Source organism: Bizionia hallyeonensis, assembly GCF_042657385.1.
GTDB lineage: Bacteria > Bacteroidota > Bacteroidia > Flavobacteriales > Flavobacteriaceae > Algorimicrobium > Algorimicrobium hallyeonense.
Map to the genome: position 1 here is coordinate 120,029 of NZ_JBHSLA010000001.1, position 17,345 is coordinate 137,373.

The following is a 17,345-nucleotide window of genomic DNA, read 5'->3' on the forward strand; positions in this document are numbered from 1 at the left end:
TTGAAAAATTTAGAAGTTGTAAACGACTTCTAATTTATAATCCGAAAGTGATTTTTTGGCTTGATCAATATCTTCAGTAAAACCTAAAATATAACCGCCTCCACCGGAGCCACAAAGTTTTAAGTAATACTCATTGGTTTCAATGCCTTTTTGCCACAGCTCATGAAATTGCAATGGAATCATTGGTTTAAAATGATTCAATACCACTTTTGATAATTGCTTGGTGTTTTTGAAAAGTGATTTTACATCTCCCTTCAAAAAATCGTCTACGCAAGCATCGGTATGTTTTATGAATTGATTTTTAAGCATATTACGGAAACCTTCCTGCTTCATATTCTCCATAAAAATACGTACCATGGGAGCCGTTTCGCCAACCACACCACTATCTAATAAAAAAACGGCACCTTTACCATCAGCCGTTTGCGACGGAATTCCAGTAGCTTCAATATTATCCTTAGAGTTGATAAGGATAGGAATACTTAAATAACTATTTAACGGATCGAGACCCGAAGACTTACCATGGAAAAACGATTCCATTTCAGAAAAAATAGTTTTTAATTGAATGAGTTTTTCACGTGTTAAATTTTCTAAAACCGTGATTTTATTTTGTGCATACTGATCATAAAGTGCAGCTACTAAAGCACCACTGCTACCAACCCCATACCCTTGCGGAATGGACGAATCAAAATACATGCCTGCTTCCACATCTGCTTTTAAAGTTGCTATATCAAAAGTGACTAATTCTGGATTAATTTGCTCTAAATAATCAGCAAAACGTTTTAAACTTAAATTAGATTTAATAGAGGATTCTGTGGGGTTTTCGGCCACCTTTAAAGCACCATTATAAAAATTATATGGTATAGATAAACCTTTGGAATCTTTAATGATTCCATACTCTCCGAAGAGCAATATTTTTGAGTAAAAAAGGGGTCCTTTCATAAATTAGTATTCAGTTATCAGCATTCAGTATACAGAAACCGTATAACAAAGATACGTAATAAAATTATATTTGAGTAGCTCCAAAACCAATTTGGTCTGAAATAAAATGCTGGTTTTGGCAATATGTAACAAGCTCGTTCTTAATAAATTCTAGAATTGGAACAGCATCGCGTTTAGGGTATAACACATGTACATTAGCACCTGCATCTAATGTAAAACTAATTGGTAAACCCGTTTTTTCACGGAAATCCCAGATGGCATTTATTACTTTTAAGGTATTAGGCTTCATTAAAATAAAGTACGGCATACTTGTCATCATCATTGCATGAAGCGTTAATGCCTCACTCTCAACCAAACCAATGAATGCGTCCAAATCGCCTGATTCCAAAATGATTTTCATTTTTTCTAGATTATCATGTGCTTGCTGAAAGCGATTTTGCGCATACGGATGATCATACATTAAATTGTGGCCAACCGTACTACTTACCTGCTTTTCGCCTTTGTCAACGAGTAAAATAGTGTCTTGATACTCTTTAAATATATCGTGAACTGGATACGGGTATTTTGTTCCAAATAAATTGCTACTTCCTTCCACGACGTTCGTTTCTCCCCAAACAATTACATCGCCTTCAATACTTCGGCAAGCGGAACCTGATCCTAAACGTGCCAAAAACGATGCTTTTTGGTTAAAGTATTTTTCATCATAAGAACTCTCAACTACGTTCAAGGTGACATCTTTTTCAATAATTTGTTTTTCAACACTCATTAAACACAAGGCCAAAGCACTCATACCAGATGCAGACGAAGCAATTCCCGAACTGTGTGGAAAAGTGTTTTTGGTTTCAATAATAAAATGATAATCTTTTAAAAATGGCAAATACTGCTCCACGCGTTCAAAAAAGGTTTGAATTTTTGGCTTAAAATCTTCTTTTTTGTTACCCTCTAAAAATACATCAAATGAAAAAGTATCATTGGTATCTTTCGCTTTAAATGAAAGCGTGGTAATAGTTTTGCAATTACTTAATGTAAAACTGATAGAAGGGTTTTCAGGAATTTGATTTTTACGTTTTCCCCAATATTTAATTAAAGCAATATTACTAGGTGATTCCCAAGCAACTTGACCGTTTGGACGTGTTTCTGAAAAATTTTCCGGAATGAAATGTTGTTCTGTCATCGACTCATTTTATGCTGACAAAGATAATAACTTTAGCATTGTGTTATAGTTTCTAGCGGTTGCAAATGTATTTAATTTTCGTTCGATGAAACTTACATTGAATTTCGCCTGCCCAAAACCGGCTTCACAATAAAAATACATACAGTCGTTTATAATGTGGTATGCTTCACCTTCATAGACTGTTTTGGAAGCTTCGCGCACTAAATCAGCATCTGGTGTTTTATGAAGCATGATAAAATAACTGGCTTTCTTTTTTTCTTCGAAAAAGGGACTCGAATTAAAAATACGTTCTAAATCATGACGTGTTTTAACTAAAACTGAAACCTGAAAACCGAAATGTTTTAAAATAACCGCCGTAATATCCGATTCTATTTCTGCTATATCGTTGGCTGCCGATTCTAAAATAACATTCCCACTTTGAATATAGGTTTTCACGTTTTTAAACCCAGATTTAGTTAATAAATCCCGTAAATCAGCCATCGGGATTTTTTTATGTCCACCAACGTTAATCCCTTTTAAAAGCAAGACAAAAGTTGTCATTTAATAGTCTTGTTTTAGATTTAAAAATCTATAAACTAAAATACCATCTGGTTTTTGCACAAAATGAATGGAATAATTGAATTTCTGTAAAGACACCACACGAACGTGCTTATAACGAATTTGAAAAGCATAGGGAAATTCCAATATTAAATCCATTTGTCTATTTACATCTGACCAAAACTCATTTTCGTAACCATTGAATTCCATAAAACATTTTGCTTTATGAAATTCTAGCCTGGCTTCTTCAGTAAACTCAACAGTTTTAACGTCCATATTCTTTCTTTATCTCTTCCCAAGAATAGGTTTTAAGTGTTCCTTTTTCGTGACGTTCAATCATATCATCCATCATTTTTTTATATTCTTCTGATGGTTCGCTATAACGTAAAGCCGTATCTTCTATCATATATTCCAGATAATTTTTCAAGGAACGCTTTTCAAGTTTTGCCTGCTTTTCAAGAATAGCAATGGCTTTATCGTCTAGTTCAATTAATTTTTTTGTCTTTCCCATGATATATAGATTCTATATACTAAATATATAAAAAATATATCGAATCTATATAGATTTCGCTACAATAAAAGCGCCAGTCCAGGCATTCTGGAAATTAAAACCACCAGTGACCGCATCAATATTAAGAACTTCCCCTGCAAAATAGAGGTTTTTATGAAGGCGACTTTCAAAAGTTTTGAAGTTAATTTCTTTTAAATTAATCCCTCCAGCTGTTACAAATTCATCTTTAAAAGTACTTTTTCCTGTAACCTGAAAAATAGCGCTGGTCAATTGATTACTCAAATCTTCCAATTGTTGCTTGTTTAAATCTGCCCAACGATCAGCTTCCGAAATTCCTGCAGCCAAAACCAATTTTCGCCATAAGCGTTTTGGTAAATCCAATTGTGCGGCTTTATAAACGGTTTTTTTAGCAAACTGTTGTTTGAGTTCTTTTAAATGATTCAAACAATCATCAAAAGATTGCTGGATAAAATTAATCTCAATTTTAAAATTATAATTGCGTTTCGCTAATTCCAAAGCACCAAAGGCAGATAATTTTAAGATAGCTGGCGCACTCATTCCAACATGGGTAATTAGCAAAGGCCCTTCGGAATATAAATCGGTATTCAAAACAGAAACACCAACGTTTAGCGCTACAACGCCAGGAATATCCCGGATTCGTTCATCTTGAATATCAAAGGTAAATAAAGATGGAACGGGCTGCACAACAGTATGTCCTAATCCTTCCACTAACTTCCAAAACTTGACAGAACTACCTGTTGCTATAAGTAGTTTATCAGCTTGATAGGTTTCATCTTTTGTTGAAACGATGAAACCTTCAGAATTATTTTGAACGGCAATTGCCGTAACATTCTGACTATACTGCACGTTAATTTTTAGTTTCTGGACTTCATTTAGGAAACAATCAATAATAGTTTGAGATGAGTTTGAAACGGGAAACATGCGACCATCGTCTTCAATTTTCAATTCCACGCCTCGTTTCTCAAACCAGGCAATCGTATCACCTGTCATGAATTGGTGGAAGGGTCCTAATAATTCTTTTTCACCTCGTGGGTAGTTCTGTGTTAATTCTGCCGGAATAAATTCGGCATGGGTAACATTGCAACGGCCTCCTCCAGAAATTTTCACCTTTTGTAAACCTTCTTTAGCTTTCTCCAAAATGGTGATAGATAGTTCTGGGTTCAATTCCGCCATATTAATGGCTGCAAAAAACCCCGCAGCTCCACCTCCAATAATAAGTACATCTTGTTGTTTCATATTTTATCTGGCACATCTGAAATAATACCATTAACACCATAATCTTTCATACGTAGAATAGTATCGGCATCATTTACCGTCCAGGTGTTAACTTCAAAACCTCTATTTTGAGCCAGCTTCACATTATTTTTTGTTAATAAAGCATAATTAGGATGAATAATTTTAGCCTCTATGGTTTCAGCAAATTCTATTGCTTCGGTAACACTGGCTTTTGTTAAAACGGCTAGTGGTATATTTTTATTGGTTTGAAATACGGCTTCTAATTCAGCATGCTGAAAACTAGACACAATAAAATCAGCATATTTCCAACCATAATTCCGAACATAATTATCAACCATTTCACAGGTTTTAATGGCTGTGTTTTTTCCTTTTAATTCAATATTTAAAATGCATTTTTTATCAATTAAATTTAATACATCTTCTAAAGTCGGAACTTGAAATCCACCGTTGACTGTTAGGTTTTTTAAGGCTTCTAGAGTTTGTTTGCCAACTTCACCAGTTCCATTTGTCATTCTATCTAATGTGAAATCATGAAAAACAACTAATTCACCAGAAACGCACAGATGCACATCTATTTCAATGCCATCCACATTAAAACCCAGTGCTTTTTCAATGGATTCTATAGTGTTTTCCGCTAGATAACCTTTAGCGCCTCGATGACCAAAAACACGGGTTGAAGCATTCTGCATATTCAAAATTTTTAGTGTCAGTTTATGTTTGTAAATTTATGGTAAAATAAACAGGATTTGAAAATTAAAACCACGCTTACACTATTTGCATCCATATTTATAGCTTGCCAAAACGGAAATCCGAAAGTCATTGCTAATTTACCTAGCAGTTTACCAGAGATTTCTGCCATTGAAAAAACGACGAATTCCGATTTGTTTTGGGTAATCCAAGATGCTGGAAATAACAACCATATATATGGATTAGATGAAAAAGGCAGCATTAAAGCGGATATTATTGTTGAAAATGCAAATAATCGAGATTGGGAAGATTTGACTTCCGATAAAAAAGGCAACCTTTATATTGGCGATTTTGGAAACAATAATAAAGACAAAACCACTTTTTCCATTTTAAAAATAACGAATCCACCAGCTAATATAAAAAGTACCAAAGCAGAATTTATTCGGTTTAGTTTGCCAAAGGATGTAAAACCCAAAGATTTTGAAGCTTTTTTTCTACACAACGATTATTTTTATGTGTTTAGTAAAGAATCGAAAAAATTTAGAACCTTAAAAATCCCCAATCGTATTGGGAATCATGAAGCCGAACTGATTTCTGAATTTAATTTGAAAGGCAAAAACAATAAAATTACCTCTGCCGCTATGAGCCAAGATAGCAAACGTATGTATTTACTAAATCATGATAAAGTATGGGAGATTTCAGATTTTGAAAATGACCATTTTTTTGAAGGAAAAGTAATAAACATCCCGTTTGATCATAGCACTAAAAAAGAAGGCATTTTTGAAATTAATAACACACTTTATATTACCGATGAGTTCAAGAAAAATGAGGGTGGAAACCTATATGAATTATCTTTAGATTAAGATTTCTTAATTGGACGCATTAAACCTTCTTGTGCAACAGAGGCTACTAAAACGCCATCAAGTGTAAAGATATTTCCTTTAGCAAAACCTCTAGCGTTTCCTGTGCTTGGTGTTTCTAGCGAAAATAATAACCAATCATTCAAATTAAATTCACGGAAAAACCACATGGAATGATCTAAACTGGCGGTTAATAAGTTTCCCCAATGCGCTTTACTGGCATGTGGCTGTAGTGCCACAGACAAAATATTATAATCTGAAATATACGTCAGAATTTGTTGCTTAATTGCTAATTCCATATCGCCTACATCTCCTTTTAACTTAAACCATACATCGGCAAATGGCGGCAAATCTTTTCTATCTAAAGGGTTCGGGAGATAGGTTGGTTTGAACTCAACAGGACGCGGGATTTCTAAAAACGCTTTGGTTTTAGAGGGCAACATGCTCCCATATTCATTTAAAATATCGGTCCAACTCATCAGTTCTTCCGGTTGCTTCATATCCGGTTTCATTTCTATTTGATGCGAATATCCTTCTTCTGTTTTATGAAATGAAGCGGATAAAATAAAAATAGTTTGATTATTCTGACTAGCCGTTACACGACGTACTGAAAAACTGCCTCCATCACGCATAATACTCACATCATAATGAATAGGGTAATCTAAATGGCCAGCTTCTAAAAAATAGGCATGTAGAGAGTGTAAAACACGATTATTATGAATAGTTCTATAAGCAGCATTCAGTGCTTGAGCCAAAACTTGGCCTCCAAAAACATTGGGGCTTCCTACGGACTCGCTTACGCCTTCAAACTGATTTTCTTCAAGGTGTTTTAATTCAAGGATTTCTAATAAGCTATCTACAGAATTCATAATTGTATTTTTTTACAAGGTATTATTTATAGGCGCTTTTATAAAAATAAAGCCAAACAAATTTTATAAAACTATTAAAAATTTAATCCCAATGCGAAAGCAAACCGTAAGCCATCATCACTGTTAAACAAGGACACATTTCCTGTAAATACTTCAGCGGCCATTATTAATAAACCACCACCATAGGAGTTATGCCATTTTTTTGAAGGATCATCTTTAAGCCAAACACGACCATAATCCACACCAGAATAAACACCTAGGTTAATTGGTAAAATTCCTGTTTTTATTTTGCTAAACATATACCGCAAATCGGTTAATTGGTAGTAAGAGTTTTTTCCTGTAAATCGCTGATTTCTATAACCACGAAGTCCATCACTAGCACCAATTGAAGCCGCTTGATAAAATTCATAATTATCTCCCAATGTTATATGACCTTTTAATTTAGTTGCTAAAACCAGCTTTCCTGTTGGTTCTAATTTATAATTAAAACTAATGTCTGGAATAATATAACCCATGCTAGTAGATTCATCCAAATTAGTACGAAAACCCAATTTTAAATTCGTTTCAAAACCAATAGATGGATACGCCTTATTATTCCTGTTTTCGAAATGGTAGGACGTAAAAGCACCAATAAAGGAATTACTGTTTTCTATTAAACTTGATAAATAATAATCGTTAATGAATCTCCCCTTAGTTTCCTCCACTTCTATGGTTTCATAGGCCAATCCTAATTTAAAAACACCATCCAAATAGCCTTTATAAATTAAGGAAGGTGCAAAACGCAAGGTTCGTAATTTTACACGATTATAATCTTTATTAAAAATAGCATCGTTCTCAGCATTTGGATTTATGGTTTCATTACCATAGCCAAAGAAATTAACACTGTAATTTGGACTTGTAAAAATAACATCAACTCCTAAATTGAAATCATTAATTATGTTTGCAAATTCACCGCTATATGATAAATCAAAACCATTAGTTGCGAAATAATAAGCTGCTGATAATTTATGTTGCGAGGTAAACGGATTTCGATTAAAGCCGTAAACTGTATAGGTGTCTTTAACGCCTAGTTTAACACCATCATCTGGGTTGTAACCAATAATTGGAATAACCTGATTGGCGTTATATTTTAATTTCAGATAGTTATAGGTGTTGATATCATAGTTATTGGTCAAATGCTTCTTGCCTTTGGTTGTTTTGAAGGTGTTCTCTTTCGACTTATAATCATAAAAATGCGTTTTCTTGCCATTTTCAATATTATATATATCATTGTTTTGCCCACCAACTAATCGCAATTTAATAAGCTTATTTCCCTCGCCATGAACGTGTAGTACGTCGTCATCATCTAATGCGTAAATCCATATCTCTTTTGTTTCGTCCTTACTATAAGTACGCTTATGGAATATATCAGCTTTTTCACCTTTCTTTATACGATATGCCGTAACAGCCGTTTTGCCATTTGGTAGACGCTCAACATCAAAATAATCATCTTTATCGGTTCCTTTTATAATTGCAAATTTATTGACATGTGCATAATAGGTGTCTGAAATTTCTTGTAGATTACCACGTCTAGCGCGTAATTTGCTTTTAATATCCTCAATGGTTTCCCCTTGTAATTCTTGAGGTATATTTTTGAAAGCTTCTTCAATAACGGCATCCGTTAATTGGGATGTTATTATATTTACCTGCTCATCCCAAACTGATTTATCGGATTGACTGATTAATGACACATCCAATGGGTATGGTTCCAAATTAAACCATTTTGGACTGCGTAAATTGTCTTCATACCCTTGTAATAACCTTGCAGTAGGAATAATTCTAGATCCAATGCCCAGTAAAAAGCCATCATTCATATTGGAAAAAGCTTGATCGCGATCTCGTGGCACTGGTACATATACTGTTTTGCCATTCTTTTGGGTTGTTGCCCAACGCCATTGGTCATGATGTCTATCCCAATCGCCAATGAGCATATCGAAAATACGCGCACGCACGTATGCAGGTTCATCGATAACAATATCTTCATCTGAACGAATTTCTGCTAGCATATCATCCGTACCTATAAGTTCATTAGAAAATGCAAAACTTTTCTGATAGCCATGATCATCACCTGCATGTTCTTCAATCATATATATTTCATCACCAAATGTATCATTATAAGGCTCAATTGCTTTTTGATGTGGCACATAATACAAAACAGGATTAGTATGCATAACCCCAATAGCATCAGACAAAGTAGCGGTTACAAATGGGGCATAGGGATGAGATCCTGTAAAAACGTGAAGTATTAATTCTTCAGCTACCGTATTATCAAATTGCCCCTCAACATATTGATCCTTAAATGCGAATGCTTGTATATAATTTAACGCGTTTTTACGTAAACCACGCATCACAAATTCGCGTCCTGTTGAATCTGCGAGTCTCAAGGAATTTGACTGTGTTCCACCACCTTTCCTAACCGGTTTTAAGCCACCATAAAGCGTATCTAACAGGACCGTTTTTACTTGAATAGCCGTACTAAAATCCTGCGAGTAGCGTTCTCCCCAAAGAAATTTATAAAAATTACTTTTCTCTGTTTCCTCATCAGTGTAAATAGATGCTTGAATGGTTTGAGGTATGTTTGCTGCATAATTGCGTGGTTCTTGTTTTTGAACTGGATACACATCTTTAGAAAACAAAACGGTTTCTGTTTTAGCTTCTATAAACCGAACTTGACTTGAGCCGTCTTTAAACACATCCAAACGGGCATATCCTGGTTCGCTGGACGAAAACAAACCGCTACCAACATTTCTGGTAGCCGTAGATTTAGAACCGGACCCACTAATTATTTGTGTTAAATTATCCTGGACTAAATACTGTAAATTATGATCATGACCAGCCACAAAAATAACATGGTCATTTTCCTGTGCTAATGTTATAATGCGCTTTCTAAATTCGTTATAACGCTTATTCTGGATATCTTCAGGACTTACACCTGTAGTTTTTCTCAAAATATTTTTTAGGGTTCCTAAAATTGGAAAGGGCTTCATGTGGTCCATAAAACTATATTGTCCGCCATGTGGTCCATTTGTAAAAACAGGGTGATGCATAGCAACAATGGTCGTTTTACCTCGCGCTTTTTTTATGCGGCTTTCAAACTCATCTAAAAAAGCTTCACGAGTTTTTATATCGCATTTATCATTTATGGTAGGATGTTTATCCCAATTAGCCATATACCATTTGGCATCCACATAAATTAATTCAATATTATCGGTTATTGTTTCGTTTTCAATGGGACAACCATTTTCAGGTTGGAATGAGTTTTTTCCTAAAGCATCATCAATATAATCCTCTTGACGTTCCAAACCTTTTAAACCATCTGAATACCAATCGTGATTTCCTGGTAAAAAAACCGTTTTGCCTTTAAAGTTTTTTACGGCATCTATTTGTACATCCAATTGGTGTTTAGCAAATGCATAACCATCAGCTGATTTTTCTGGTAAACCACTTGGGTAAATATTATCACCTAAAAAAAAGGCAGAACTGTTAGCGTTTGCTTTGTTCAATGCAGACTCAAAGGCTTTTAACGCTACTGTTTTGGTACCCATTGGTGAATTTCCGGCATCACCTATTAAATAAAACGTATGTTCAATAGGGTTTTCAGATTCCGCAATGGGAACATAAGGTTCCCGATATTGGGTTTTAAACGTTGCACAACCGTACAAAGTCAATAAAAAAAGACAGCAAAAACCTATTTTGTAAAATGTATTCATAGAACCTCTAATATCTATATTTAAAAAACACGTTAAATTATTTCAGCCTTATTTTTCCCAAAGACTATCCGTAAAGTAATGTTTACAATCTAAAAAATGTTGTTTTGATTTAAATCCAGAAATTGTCGCTAATTTTTCAATTTCCGAAAGACTATATTTTTTGGATAATTCGGTCCAAATCAATTCATTTTGATTGAATTGGATCGTTTTATTAAGCTTTTTAAACAAAACTGTCTGTTCTTTTAAACTAACAATATAACTTTTTACACGACCTGTTTCTGGATTATAATAACAATAAAAATCGAAATCATCAATTTTAAAGTCCGCCTCTAATTCCCGATTCATCCTAATTAATAAGTTTAAATTGAAGCGTTTCGTGATACCCTCTTTATCATCATAAGCATTCTTAATGGTGATTGGATTTTTCTTTAAATCCATACCAATTAAAAGCTTATCACCCGAATTCATAACGTTGTTAAACAGCTTTAATAAATCTATAGCATCGTCCTTTAAGTAATTTCCAATATTACTTCCTAAAAACAGTAATAAATTGGGCGTGTTTCCCTGAAATTTTTCATTTAAAATTTCAAAATAATCACCTACTTGCGGCTGTATTGATAATTCCGGCAAACGTTCATGCAGTTTTTCTGAAAGTATATCAATTGCTTCTTGTGAAATATCAATGGGAACATAGTTAAATTCGATGTGCTCATTAACCAAATATTCTAATAGCTTGAAGGTTTTAAAACCATCACCAGCACCTAGTTCTATAATGTTAAACGGTTTGTTAAACGCTACAGCATCAACAATTTGTTTGGCTTGGAGTGATAAAATTTCAAATTCAGAGTCGGTTAAATAGTAATCAGGCATATTCATTATTTCCTGAAAAATGCGACTACCATTCGTGTCATAAAAATATTTAGAAGACAGGTGTTTTTCTTTGGCCGTTAAACCTGCCACCACATCTTTTGCAAACGTTTCATTCATATTATTTTACAAGTCTAATTCCCGAAAATTGCCACCTCATGTCTGGATGGAAAAAATTCCGATACGTGTTTCTACTATGGTTTTTTACGGTTGCTACGGAAGCACCACGAAGTACCATTTGATTAATCATAAATTTACCATTATACTCACCTAAAGCACCTGGCGCTTTACTAAAGTTTGGATACGGTAAATACGCACTATTGGTCCATTCCCATAATTGCCCGAAATCAATTTTTTGGGATGCTACCTCCCATTCAAATTCTGTTGGTAAGCGCATTTGTTTCCATTCGGCAAAGGCAAATGCTTCATAAAAACTAATATGGGTCACGGGTTTATTTTTATCTACAGGCACAAATCCATTTAAAGTATAATGAAACCAAACATCATCTACTTTATGCCAATATAATGGAGCTGTAATGTTATTTTCTTGAATAAAATCCCACCCTTCGGCATGCCATAAATTAAAATCCTGATATCCGCCGGCTTGTATAAACGCTAAAAACTCGCCATTACTGACCAATTGATTACTAATTTCAAAATCTTGGAGAAACACTTGGTGATTCCCTAGCTCATTATCATAACAGAACCCTTTGCCTTTGTGACCAATATTGTATAGTCCTTCGGAAATTTTAATGAATGCTGAATTTGAAGAAAGCGACTTTAATTCAATTTTATTTTTAATAGTTGGAAACGTGGGCTGATTTCCTAAAATATAGGTAATATCATAATAAAACAACTCTTGATGTTGCTGTTCATGGTTAATACCTAATTCAACAATATCTAATGCTTCTTGTGATGGATTATCATTTAGGAAAGCCAACATTTTCAAATCAACATAATCCCGATATTTATATACATCTTTTACTGAAGGACGCGTCATTAATCCACGGTTAGGACGTAAAACGCGTTTTCCTGCGTTGTTGTAATAACTGTTGAATAGGTATGCGAAATCTTCATCAAAAACCTGATAATTTTCAACAAATTTGCACAAAACAAACTGCTCAAAAAACCATGTTGAATGCGCTAAATGCCATTTTGGTGGTGACACAAAAACATCAGGTTGTACTGAATAGTCTTCAGTTTTTAGCGGTTTACAAATTTCTAAAAATCGACTACGTGTATATTGGAATTGCTCTTTTAAAGTCATCTTAAATAAGTTCAGTTTCTATAATTACTTCACTTTGCAAAGTTTTATGCACAGGACATTTTGAGGCAATTTCTTTTAATCGGTTCTTTTGATCTTCATCCAAATTACCTACAAATTTCAAACGTTTTTGCAAGTGATCTATGCGTTTTGGTTTTTCAATATCTAGCATCAAATCATCGCTATGTTTTTTTGAATAGGTAATATAAGCATAAACCTCTTGCAAATCCCATTTCTTTCGTTCGGCATATAATTTTAACGTCATCACTGTACAAGCCGCCAATCCCGCACTTAAATAATCATATGGTGACGGTCCAAAATCATCTCCTCCTACAGATTCTGGTTCGTCCGCAATAAAACTGTGTCTTTTGGTTTGAATTGACGTTGTAAAATGGTCTTCCTCTAAATTTAAATGGGCAACTAATTGTTCTCCACCTGCATCTAACATGGTGTTTTCTTGAGGCTCAAAATAACGTTGCACCCAATGACCAATCATATTTCCTACATAAACGCTATCCCGCGAATTAGATAGCAAATGATCGGCGCCATCCAAACTAACAAAGCTTTTAGGATGGTGCGCATTATGATATAGTTTTTCGGCATTCTCTATTCCTACTGTTTTATCAAAAGGCGCATGCATGATAAGTATAGCTTTGCGTAATTTTTTTGTGATTTCTGGAAGATTGGTTTTACTAAAATCGTCCACAAACTCTTGGTTAATTTTAAATGGTCGTCCGCCAATATTTACCTCAACATCTCCTTTATCTTTAACCTCGTCCAACCCATGTGAAAACAATCTAGTAACATGACCCACGATTGCTGGTGCGCCAATGGTTGCAACGGCTTTAATGTTGTCCAATTTTGAGGCAGCTGTAATAACGGCGGCACCACCCAATGAATGTCCAACCAATAAACTAGGTGCTTTATAATTTTCTTCTAAAAAGGTATTTACAGCCAACAAATCCGAAACATTAGCTGAAAAATGACTTTCAGCAAATTCGCCTTCACTTCTTCCTAATCCTGTAAAATCAAAACGCACCACGCCAAAACCATGATTGGTTAACGCCCGACTGATGTTTTTAACAGCGCTTAAGGTACTTGAGCAGGTAAAACAATGTGCAAAAACAGCGTAATTATTAGGTTTCTGATTAGCAGGCAACTCTAAATATGCTTGTAGTTTATGGCCTTTTTCATTCTGAATATTGAGTTTCGTGCTTTTCATCTGCTTATAAATGTTTTAATTTTTCCTGATCCGTATAGGTAGAAAATTGTTGCAAAAGCAACTTTAGTTTAGGGTTAATAAACGTTTCACAAAATGGTTTTTCAGGATTTTTTCGATAATAATTTTGAATGGCTTCTCGCGACGCTTTAAAATCTGAAAAAGGTAAAACCTGTGTTACCAATTTTTGGTCGAAATCCTGCTGAAAACTTTCAATGAGCATGGCTACTTCTAAATGTTGAGCCTCTGAAAACGTATATACAGCCGAACGATATTTGTTTCGCATGCTGTGATTTACCGTACTTTTGTGCGTTAACAAATGTATATTAATTAGTGTTTCTAAATTAACGCAATTGGAATTAAAATGGACTATAACGGCTTCTGAAAACGACTCATATTCGCCTATGGAAGCCACATACCCTTGCTCCACTTTTCCCACACCTTTTAAAGATTGAAAAACAGCTTCTGTGCACCAATGACAGCCACCTCCTAAAGCAATTTTAGAAATAGAACTCATGCATTAGTCTTTTACAACTTCCACACCTTTCCAAAAAGCCACGTGATTTTTAATGCCTTTGGCTAATGATGAAACTTCAGGATAAAACCAAGCTGCATCTACATTCTGCTTTCCATCAACTTCCAAGGTATAATAGGAGGCTTCGCCTTTCCAAGGACAGTTAGTATGGGTATTACTAGATTTAAAAAAATCTTTCTTAATGCTGTCGTGCGGGAAATAATGGTTGTTTTCAATTACAACAGTATTATCACTTTCGGCTAATATTTGATTGTTCCAAATGGCTTTCATAATTAATTTATTATCTGTTTATAGTGCTTTTTATATAAAACTATCACTGAATCGCTCAAAATGACAGGTATAACCATCTGGTTTACGAACCAAATAGTCTTGATGTTCCGGTTCTGCCGCCCAAAATTTTGAATACGGCTCTAATGTGGTTGCTACTTTACCTTCCCACTTATTAGAATCGTTTACAATTTTAATAATTTCTTCAGCTTGGACTTTTTCATCTTCATTTTGAAAAAATATAGCCGAACGGTAGCTAGACCCAATATCATTACCTTGTCTATCAACCGTTGTTGGATTGTGTATCCGGAAGAAATAGTCTAAAATATGTTTAAAGGAGGTTTCATTCTCATCGTAGGTAATTTCAATACCTTCCGCATGACCTGGATGATTTTTATAAGTTGGATTATCATTTTCACCTCCAATGTAACCCACTTCTGTGTCTTTAATTCCCTTTTGGGTGCGAAATAAATCTTCCATTCCCCAGAAACAACCACCTGCTATATATGCTTTTTTATAATTGCTCATTGTATTGTATTATTAAATTAATCTATAAGTATTTAAAAAATTAACCACCTTAATTTCTGGCATTTCACAAGGCTTTAGGTGCTCTTTTGTATTCGTAATATAATAATTTAAGCTGACAAAATCGTTACCATTTAAGGCTTCAGCATAAATTTTAAAACTCTTCCCATTGTTAAAATCGGAACGTATTACTCCGTATTTAACATTATTGAAAAACACTTCAGAATAACCAATGGGTAAATTTTGTATGCGCTTTAAAAGCATAAATATCCTTTCTTTTAGATTAAGAGCTACAAGACAACATGGAACATCCCGCTTTATGTCTAGCCCAATCTGGTCGTTTTGCAAACCATTTTTCATTTTGTGGCTGTTCAGCATACGGTTGCTTGAGTAACTCAAACATCTCATTAATTAAACTATAATCACCTTTATCTGCTGCATCAATGGCCAATTGCGACATGTAGTTTCTCAACACATATTTTGGATTTACCGTATTCATCTGTTCCTTTCGTTCCGATTCAGATTTCAATTCTTTATGCAGTCTTGCAGCATAATGTGTGAACCATAAATTCCATTTTTGTCTGATGGCATCTGAAATAACTGTCGGATTATAAAATGAGTTGGCTACTACTTTTAAGCCGTCTAATGGGTTTTCTTTATTAAAATCACCTAAACTTCGAAAGAAAATAGTCATATCGGTTTGGGATAGTTGTAAATTATCTTCCAGTTCTTGAATGAGTTGGGCATCCAAATCAACTTCTACTACTAAACCTAATTTGTTCCGCATCATTTGTAGCGATTGCGTTTCAAAATCAATTTTGTATTGATTAAGTATCGCTTCTAAAGCTTCAGCATCTTCTATTAATGGAAAAAGAGCATTAGCTAATTGGTATAAATTCCACAGCCCAATATTTGGCTGATTGCCATATCTATAGCGTTTATGTTGACTATCTGTTGTGTTTGGCGTCCATCCAAAATTGAAATCCTCCAACCAACCGAAAGGTCCATAATCTATTGTTAAACCCAAAATGGACATGTTATCCGTATTCATAACACCATGTACAAAACCGACACGTTGCCAATGAATAATCATTTGTAAGGTTCGTTGTGAAACTTCAGAAAAAAACTGAATGTAGGTGTCTTTTGATGGTTTCCCTAAATGTGAAAAATGATGATTGATGGTATAATCTACCAAGGTTTTCAATGTTTCTACATCTTGTCTTGCTGCTAAAATTTCATAACTACCAAAACGTAAAAAGCTTGGAGAAACTCTTGAAACAATCGCACCTTTTTCATAAGCTGCATTGCCATCATACATCATATCTCGCAACACGGCATCTCCCGATAAGGCTAAAGTAAGCGCTCTGGTAGTTGGCACACCTAAATGATGCATGGCTTCGCTACACAAATATTCCCGAATAGATGAACGCAAAACAGCCAAACCATCAGCCGTTCTGGAATACGGTGTTTCTCCAGCACCTTTTAATTGTACTACCCAACTTTTGTTATTATGTTGGACTTCAAATAAATTAATAGCGCGACCATCACCCAACTGTCCTGCCCAATTTCCAAACTGATGGCCACCATAACACATAGCATACGGCTTGGTGTTTTCTAATACGGTATTACCTGTAAAAACCTTTAAAAATGAATCTGATTGACTATCGGCTTCCGGTAAACCTAAATTATCTAACATCTCTGGAGATACATGAAGCATTTTCGGATTTGCGGTTTGTTTCGGTTTTACGTACGAAAAACATGCTTTAGTAACCTGCCTTCTCGTGTTTTCTATAATAGGATCTGCGGGTAGTTCTTTATTGAAGCTATCGTTAATATTGACTTTTATTTGTTTAGCCATTTTAATAAGTCCTTGTCTTTTGGGTTTCGCAATCGTTTTTCATCAATTAAAATTGTGGGGAAATTCAAATTTCCATTTGGGTATAAGTTACGTAATTCTTGTGCAAAGTTGTCATTCATTAGCACATCATGAAACGTAAATTTAAGATTTCGGGACTCAAAAAAATTCTGATAATAAATTGTTTTATGGCAGTTTTCACTACCAAATAAAGTGATGGTTTTCACTGT

18 protein-coding genes are annotated in these 17,345 nt (G+C 34.5%); 1 reads left to right on the top strand and 17 read right to left on the bottom strand.

The features are described from left to right. Window positions 1–9: 9 nt before the first annotated feature. From ACFPH8_RS00555 to ACFPH8_RS00585, 7 genes are all read right to left on the bottom strand, one after another. The gene (locus ACFPH8_RS00555; RefSeq protein WP_248395967.1) at window positions 10–939 is read right to left on the bottom strand and encodes a mevalonate kinase family protein; all 930 of its coding nucleotides are present in this window, start codon (window positions 937–939) and stop codon (window positions 10–12) included. A 64-nt stretch (window positions 940–1,003) separates the two neighbouring features. Next, complete coding sequence (locus ACFPH8_RS00560) at window positions 1,004–2,113, bottom strand: diphosphomevalonate decarboxylase (RefSeq protein ID WP_376858010.1); 1,110 nt, start codon at window positions 2,111–2,113, stop codon at window positions 1,004–1,006. Between the two features lie 9 nt (window positions 2,114–2,122). After that, window positions 2,123–2,653: a DUF1697 domain-containing protein gene (locus ACFPH8_RS00565; RefSeq protein ID WP_376858012.1), complete on the bottom strand. Its 531-nt coding sequence runs from the start codon at window positions 2,651–2,653 to the stop codon at window positions 2,123–2,125. Then, entirely contained in the window at window positions 2,654–2,926 is a 273-nt protein-coding gene (locus ACFPH8_RS00570; RefSeq protein ID WP_376858013.1) for a hypothetical protein, read from the bottom strand. Beyond that, window positions 2,916–3,161, bottom strand: coding sequence for a hypothetical protein (locus ACFPH8_RS00575; protein ID WP_066250464.1), 246 nt, complete (start codon window positions 3,159–3,161; stop codon window positions 2,916–2,918). The genes ACFPH8_RS00570 and ACFPH8_RS00575 overlap by 11 nt, the downstream gene beginning before the upstream one ends. Before the next feature lie 45 nt (window positions 3,162–3,206). Beyond that, window positions 3,207–4,418, bottom strand: coding sequence for a BaiN/RdsA family NAD(P)/FAD-dependent oxidoreductase (locus ACFPH8_RS00580; RefSeq protein ID WP_376858015.1), 1,212 nt, complete (start codon window positions 4,416–4,418; stop codon window positions 3,207–3,209). Then, complete coding sequence (locus ACFPH8_RS00585) at window positions 4,415–5,107, bottom strand: glycerophosphodiester phosphodiesterase (RefSeq protein WP_376858017.1); 693 nt, start codon at window positions 5,105–5,107, stop codon at window positions 4,415–4,417. The genes ACFPH8_RS00580 and ACFPH8_RS00585 overlap by 4 nt, the downstream gene beginning before the upstream one ends. A 57-nt stretch (window positions 5,108–5,164) precedes the next feature. Between ACFPH8_RS00585 and ACFPH8_RS00590 the strand changes: the two genes are divergently transcribed. After that, complete coding sequence (locus tag ACFPH8_RS00590) at window positions 5,165–5,968, top strand: hypothetical protein (RefSeq protein ID WP_376858019.1); 804 nt, start codon at window positions 5,165–5,167, stop codon at window positions 5,966–5,968. Here ACFPH8_RS00590 and ACFPH8_RS00595 read toward each other — a convergent pair. The 10 genes from ACFPH8_RS00595 to ACFPH8_RS00640 all read right to left on the bottom strand — a co-directional run bounded on the left by ACFPH8_RS00595 (window position 5,965) and on the right by ACFPH8_RS00640 (window position 17,342). Then, window positions 5,965–6,834, bottom strand: a complete 870-nt coding sequence (locus ACFPH8_RS00595) for an acyl-CoA thioesterase (protein WP_376858020.1) — start codon at window positions 6,832–6,834, stop codon at window positions 5,965–5,967. The genes ACFPH8_RS00590 and ACFPH8_RS00595 overlap by 4 nt on opposite strands. Window positions 6,835–6,908: 74 nt before the next feature. Continuing rightward, window positions 6,909–10,583, bottom strand: a complete 3,675-nt coding sequence (locus ACFPH8_RS00600; RefSeq protein WP_376858021.1) for a metallophosphoesterase — start codon at window positions 10,581–10,583, stop codon at window positions 6,909–6,911. Window positions 10,584–10,631: 48 nt separating this feature from the next. Next, a complete protein-coding gene (locus ACFPH8_RS00605) occupies window positions 10,632–11,570 on the bottom strand; it encodes an L-histidine N(alpha)-methyltransferase (protein ID WP_376858023.1) in 939 nt (312 codons plus the stop codon). Between the two features lies 1 nt (window position 11,571). Beyond that, the gene (gene egtB, locus ACFPH8_RS00610; protein WP_376858025.1) at window positions 11,572–12,717 is read right to left on the bottom strand and encodes an ergothioneine biosynthesis protein EgtB; all 1,146 of its coding nucleotides are present in this window, start codon (window positions 12,715–12,717) and stop codon (window positions 11,572–11,574) included. Window position 12,718: 1 nt separating this feature from the next. After that, on the bottom strand, window positions 12,719–13,936 hold the full coding sequence (locus tag ACFPH8_RS00615) for a bifunctional alpha/beta hydrolase/OsmC family protein (RefSeq protein WP_376858026.1): 1,218 nt from the start codon (window positions 13,934–13,936) through the stop codon (window positions 12,719–12,721). Between the two features lie 4 nt (window positions 13,937–13,940). After that, entirely contained in the window at window positions 13,941–14,450 is a 510-nt protein-coding gene (locus ACFPH8_RS00620; protein ID WP_376858028.1) for a peptide-methionine (S)-S-oxide reductase, read from the bottom strand. A gap of 3 nt (window positions 14,451–14,453) precedes the next feature. Further along, a complete protein-coding gene (locus tag ACFPH8_RS00625) occupies window positions 14,454–14,738 on the bottom strand; it encodes a DUF427 domain-containing protein (protein WP_248396006.1) in 285 nt (94 codons plus the stop codon). A 30-nt stretch (window positions 14,739–14,768) separates the two neighbouring features. Beyond that, window positions 14,769–15,263, bottom strand: a complete 495-nt coding sequence (gene msrA, locus ACFPH8_RS00630; protein WP_248396009.1) for a peptide-methionine (S)-S-oxide reductase MsrA — start codon at window positions 15,261–15,263, stop codon at window positions 14,769–14,771. A gap of 280 nt (window positions 15,264–15,543) precedes the next feature. After that, entirely contained in the window at window positions 15,544–17,118 is a 1,575-nt protein-coding gene (locus ACFPH8_RS00635; RefSeq protein WP_376858030.1) for a protein adenylyltransferase SelO, read from the bottom strand. Further along, a complete protein-coding gene (locus tag ACFPH8_RS00640) occupies window positions 17,103–17,342 on the bottom strand; it encodes a glutaredoxin family protein (protein ID WP_376858031.1) in 240 nt (79 codons plus the stop codon). The genes ACFPH8_RS00635 and ACFPH8_RS00640 overlap by 16 nt, the downstream gene beginning before the upstream one ends. Window positions 17,343–17,345: the final 3 nt, after the last annotated feature.

Coding starts and splice junctions, on each gene's coding strand:
- ACFPH8_RS00555 (WP_248395967.1), bottom strand. CDS start 939: ATGAAAGGACCCCTTTTTTACTCAAAAATATTGCTCTTCGGAGAGTAT.
- ACFPH8_RS00560 (WP_376858010.1), bottom strand. CDS start 2,113: ATGACAGAACAACATTTCATTCCGGAAAATTTTTCAGAAACACGTCCA.
- ACFPH8_RS00565 (WP_376858012.1), bottom strand. CDS start 2,653: ATGACAACTTTTGTCTTGCTTTTAAAAGGGATTAACGTTGGTGGACAT.
- ACFPH8_RS00570 (WP_376858013.1), bottom strand. CDS start 2,926: ATGGACGTTAAAACTGTTGAGTTTACTGAAGAAGCCAGGCTAGAATTT.
- ACFPH8_RS00575 (WP_066250464.1), bottom strand. CDS start 3,161: ATGGGAAAGACAAAAAAATTAATTGAACTAGACGATAAAGCCATTGCT.
- ACFPH8_RS00580 (WP_376858015.1), bottom strand. CDS start 4,418: ATGAAACAACAAGATGTACTTATTATTGGAGGTGGAGCTGCGGGGTTT.
- ACFPH8_RS00585 (WP_376858017.1), bottom strand. CDS start 5,107: ATGCAGAATGCTTCAACCCGTGTTTTTGGTCATCGAGGCGCTAAAGGT.
- ACFPH8_RS00595 (WP_376858020.1), bottom strand. CDS start 6,834: ATGAATTCTGTAGATAGCTTATTAGAAATCCTTGAATTAAAACACCTT.
- ACFPH8_RS00600 (WP_376858021.1), bottom strand. CDS start 10,583: ATGAATACATTTTACAAAATAGGTTTTTGCTGTCTTTTTTTATTGACT.
- ACFPH8_RS00605 (WP_376858023.1), bottom strand. CDS start 11,570: ATGAATGAAACGTTTGCAAAAGATGTGGTGGCAGGTTTAACGGCCAAA.
- egtB (WP_376858025.1), bottom strand. CDS start 12,717: ATGACTTTAAAAGAGCAATTCCAATATACACGTAGTCGATTTTTAGAA.
- ACFPH8_RS00615 (WP_376858026.1), bottom strand. CDS start 13,936: ATGAAAAGCACGAAACTCAATATTCAGAATGAAAAAGGCCATAAACTA.
- ACFPH8_RS00620 (WP_376858028.1), bottom strand. CDS start 14,450: ATGAGTTCTATTTCTAAAATTGCTTTAGGAGGTGGCTGTCATTGGTGC.
- ACFPH8_RS00625 (WP_248396006.1), bottom strand. CDS start 14,738: ATGAAAGCCATTTGGAACAATCAAATATTAGCCGAAAGTGATAATACT.
- msrA (WP_248396009.1), bottom strand. CDS start 15,263: ATGAGCAATTATAAAAAAGCATATATAGCAGGTGGTTGTTTCTGGGGA.
- ACFPH8_RS00635 (WP_376858030.1), bottom strand. CDS start 17,118: ATGGCTAAACAAATAAAAGTCAATATTAACGATAGCTTCAATAAAGAA.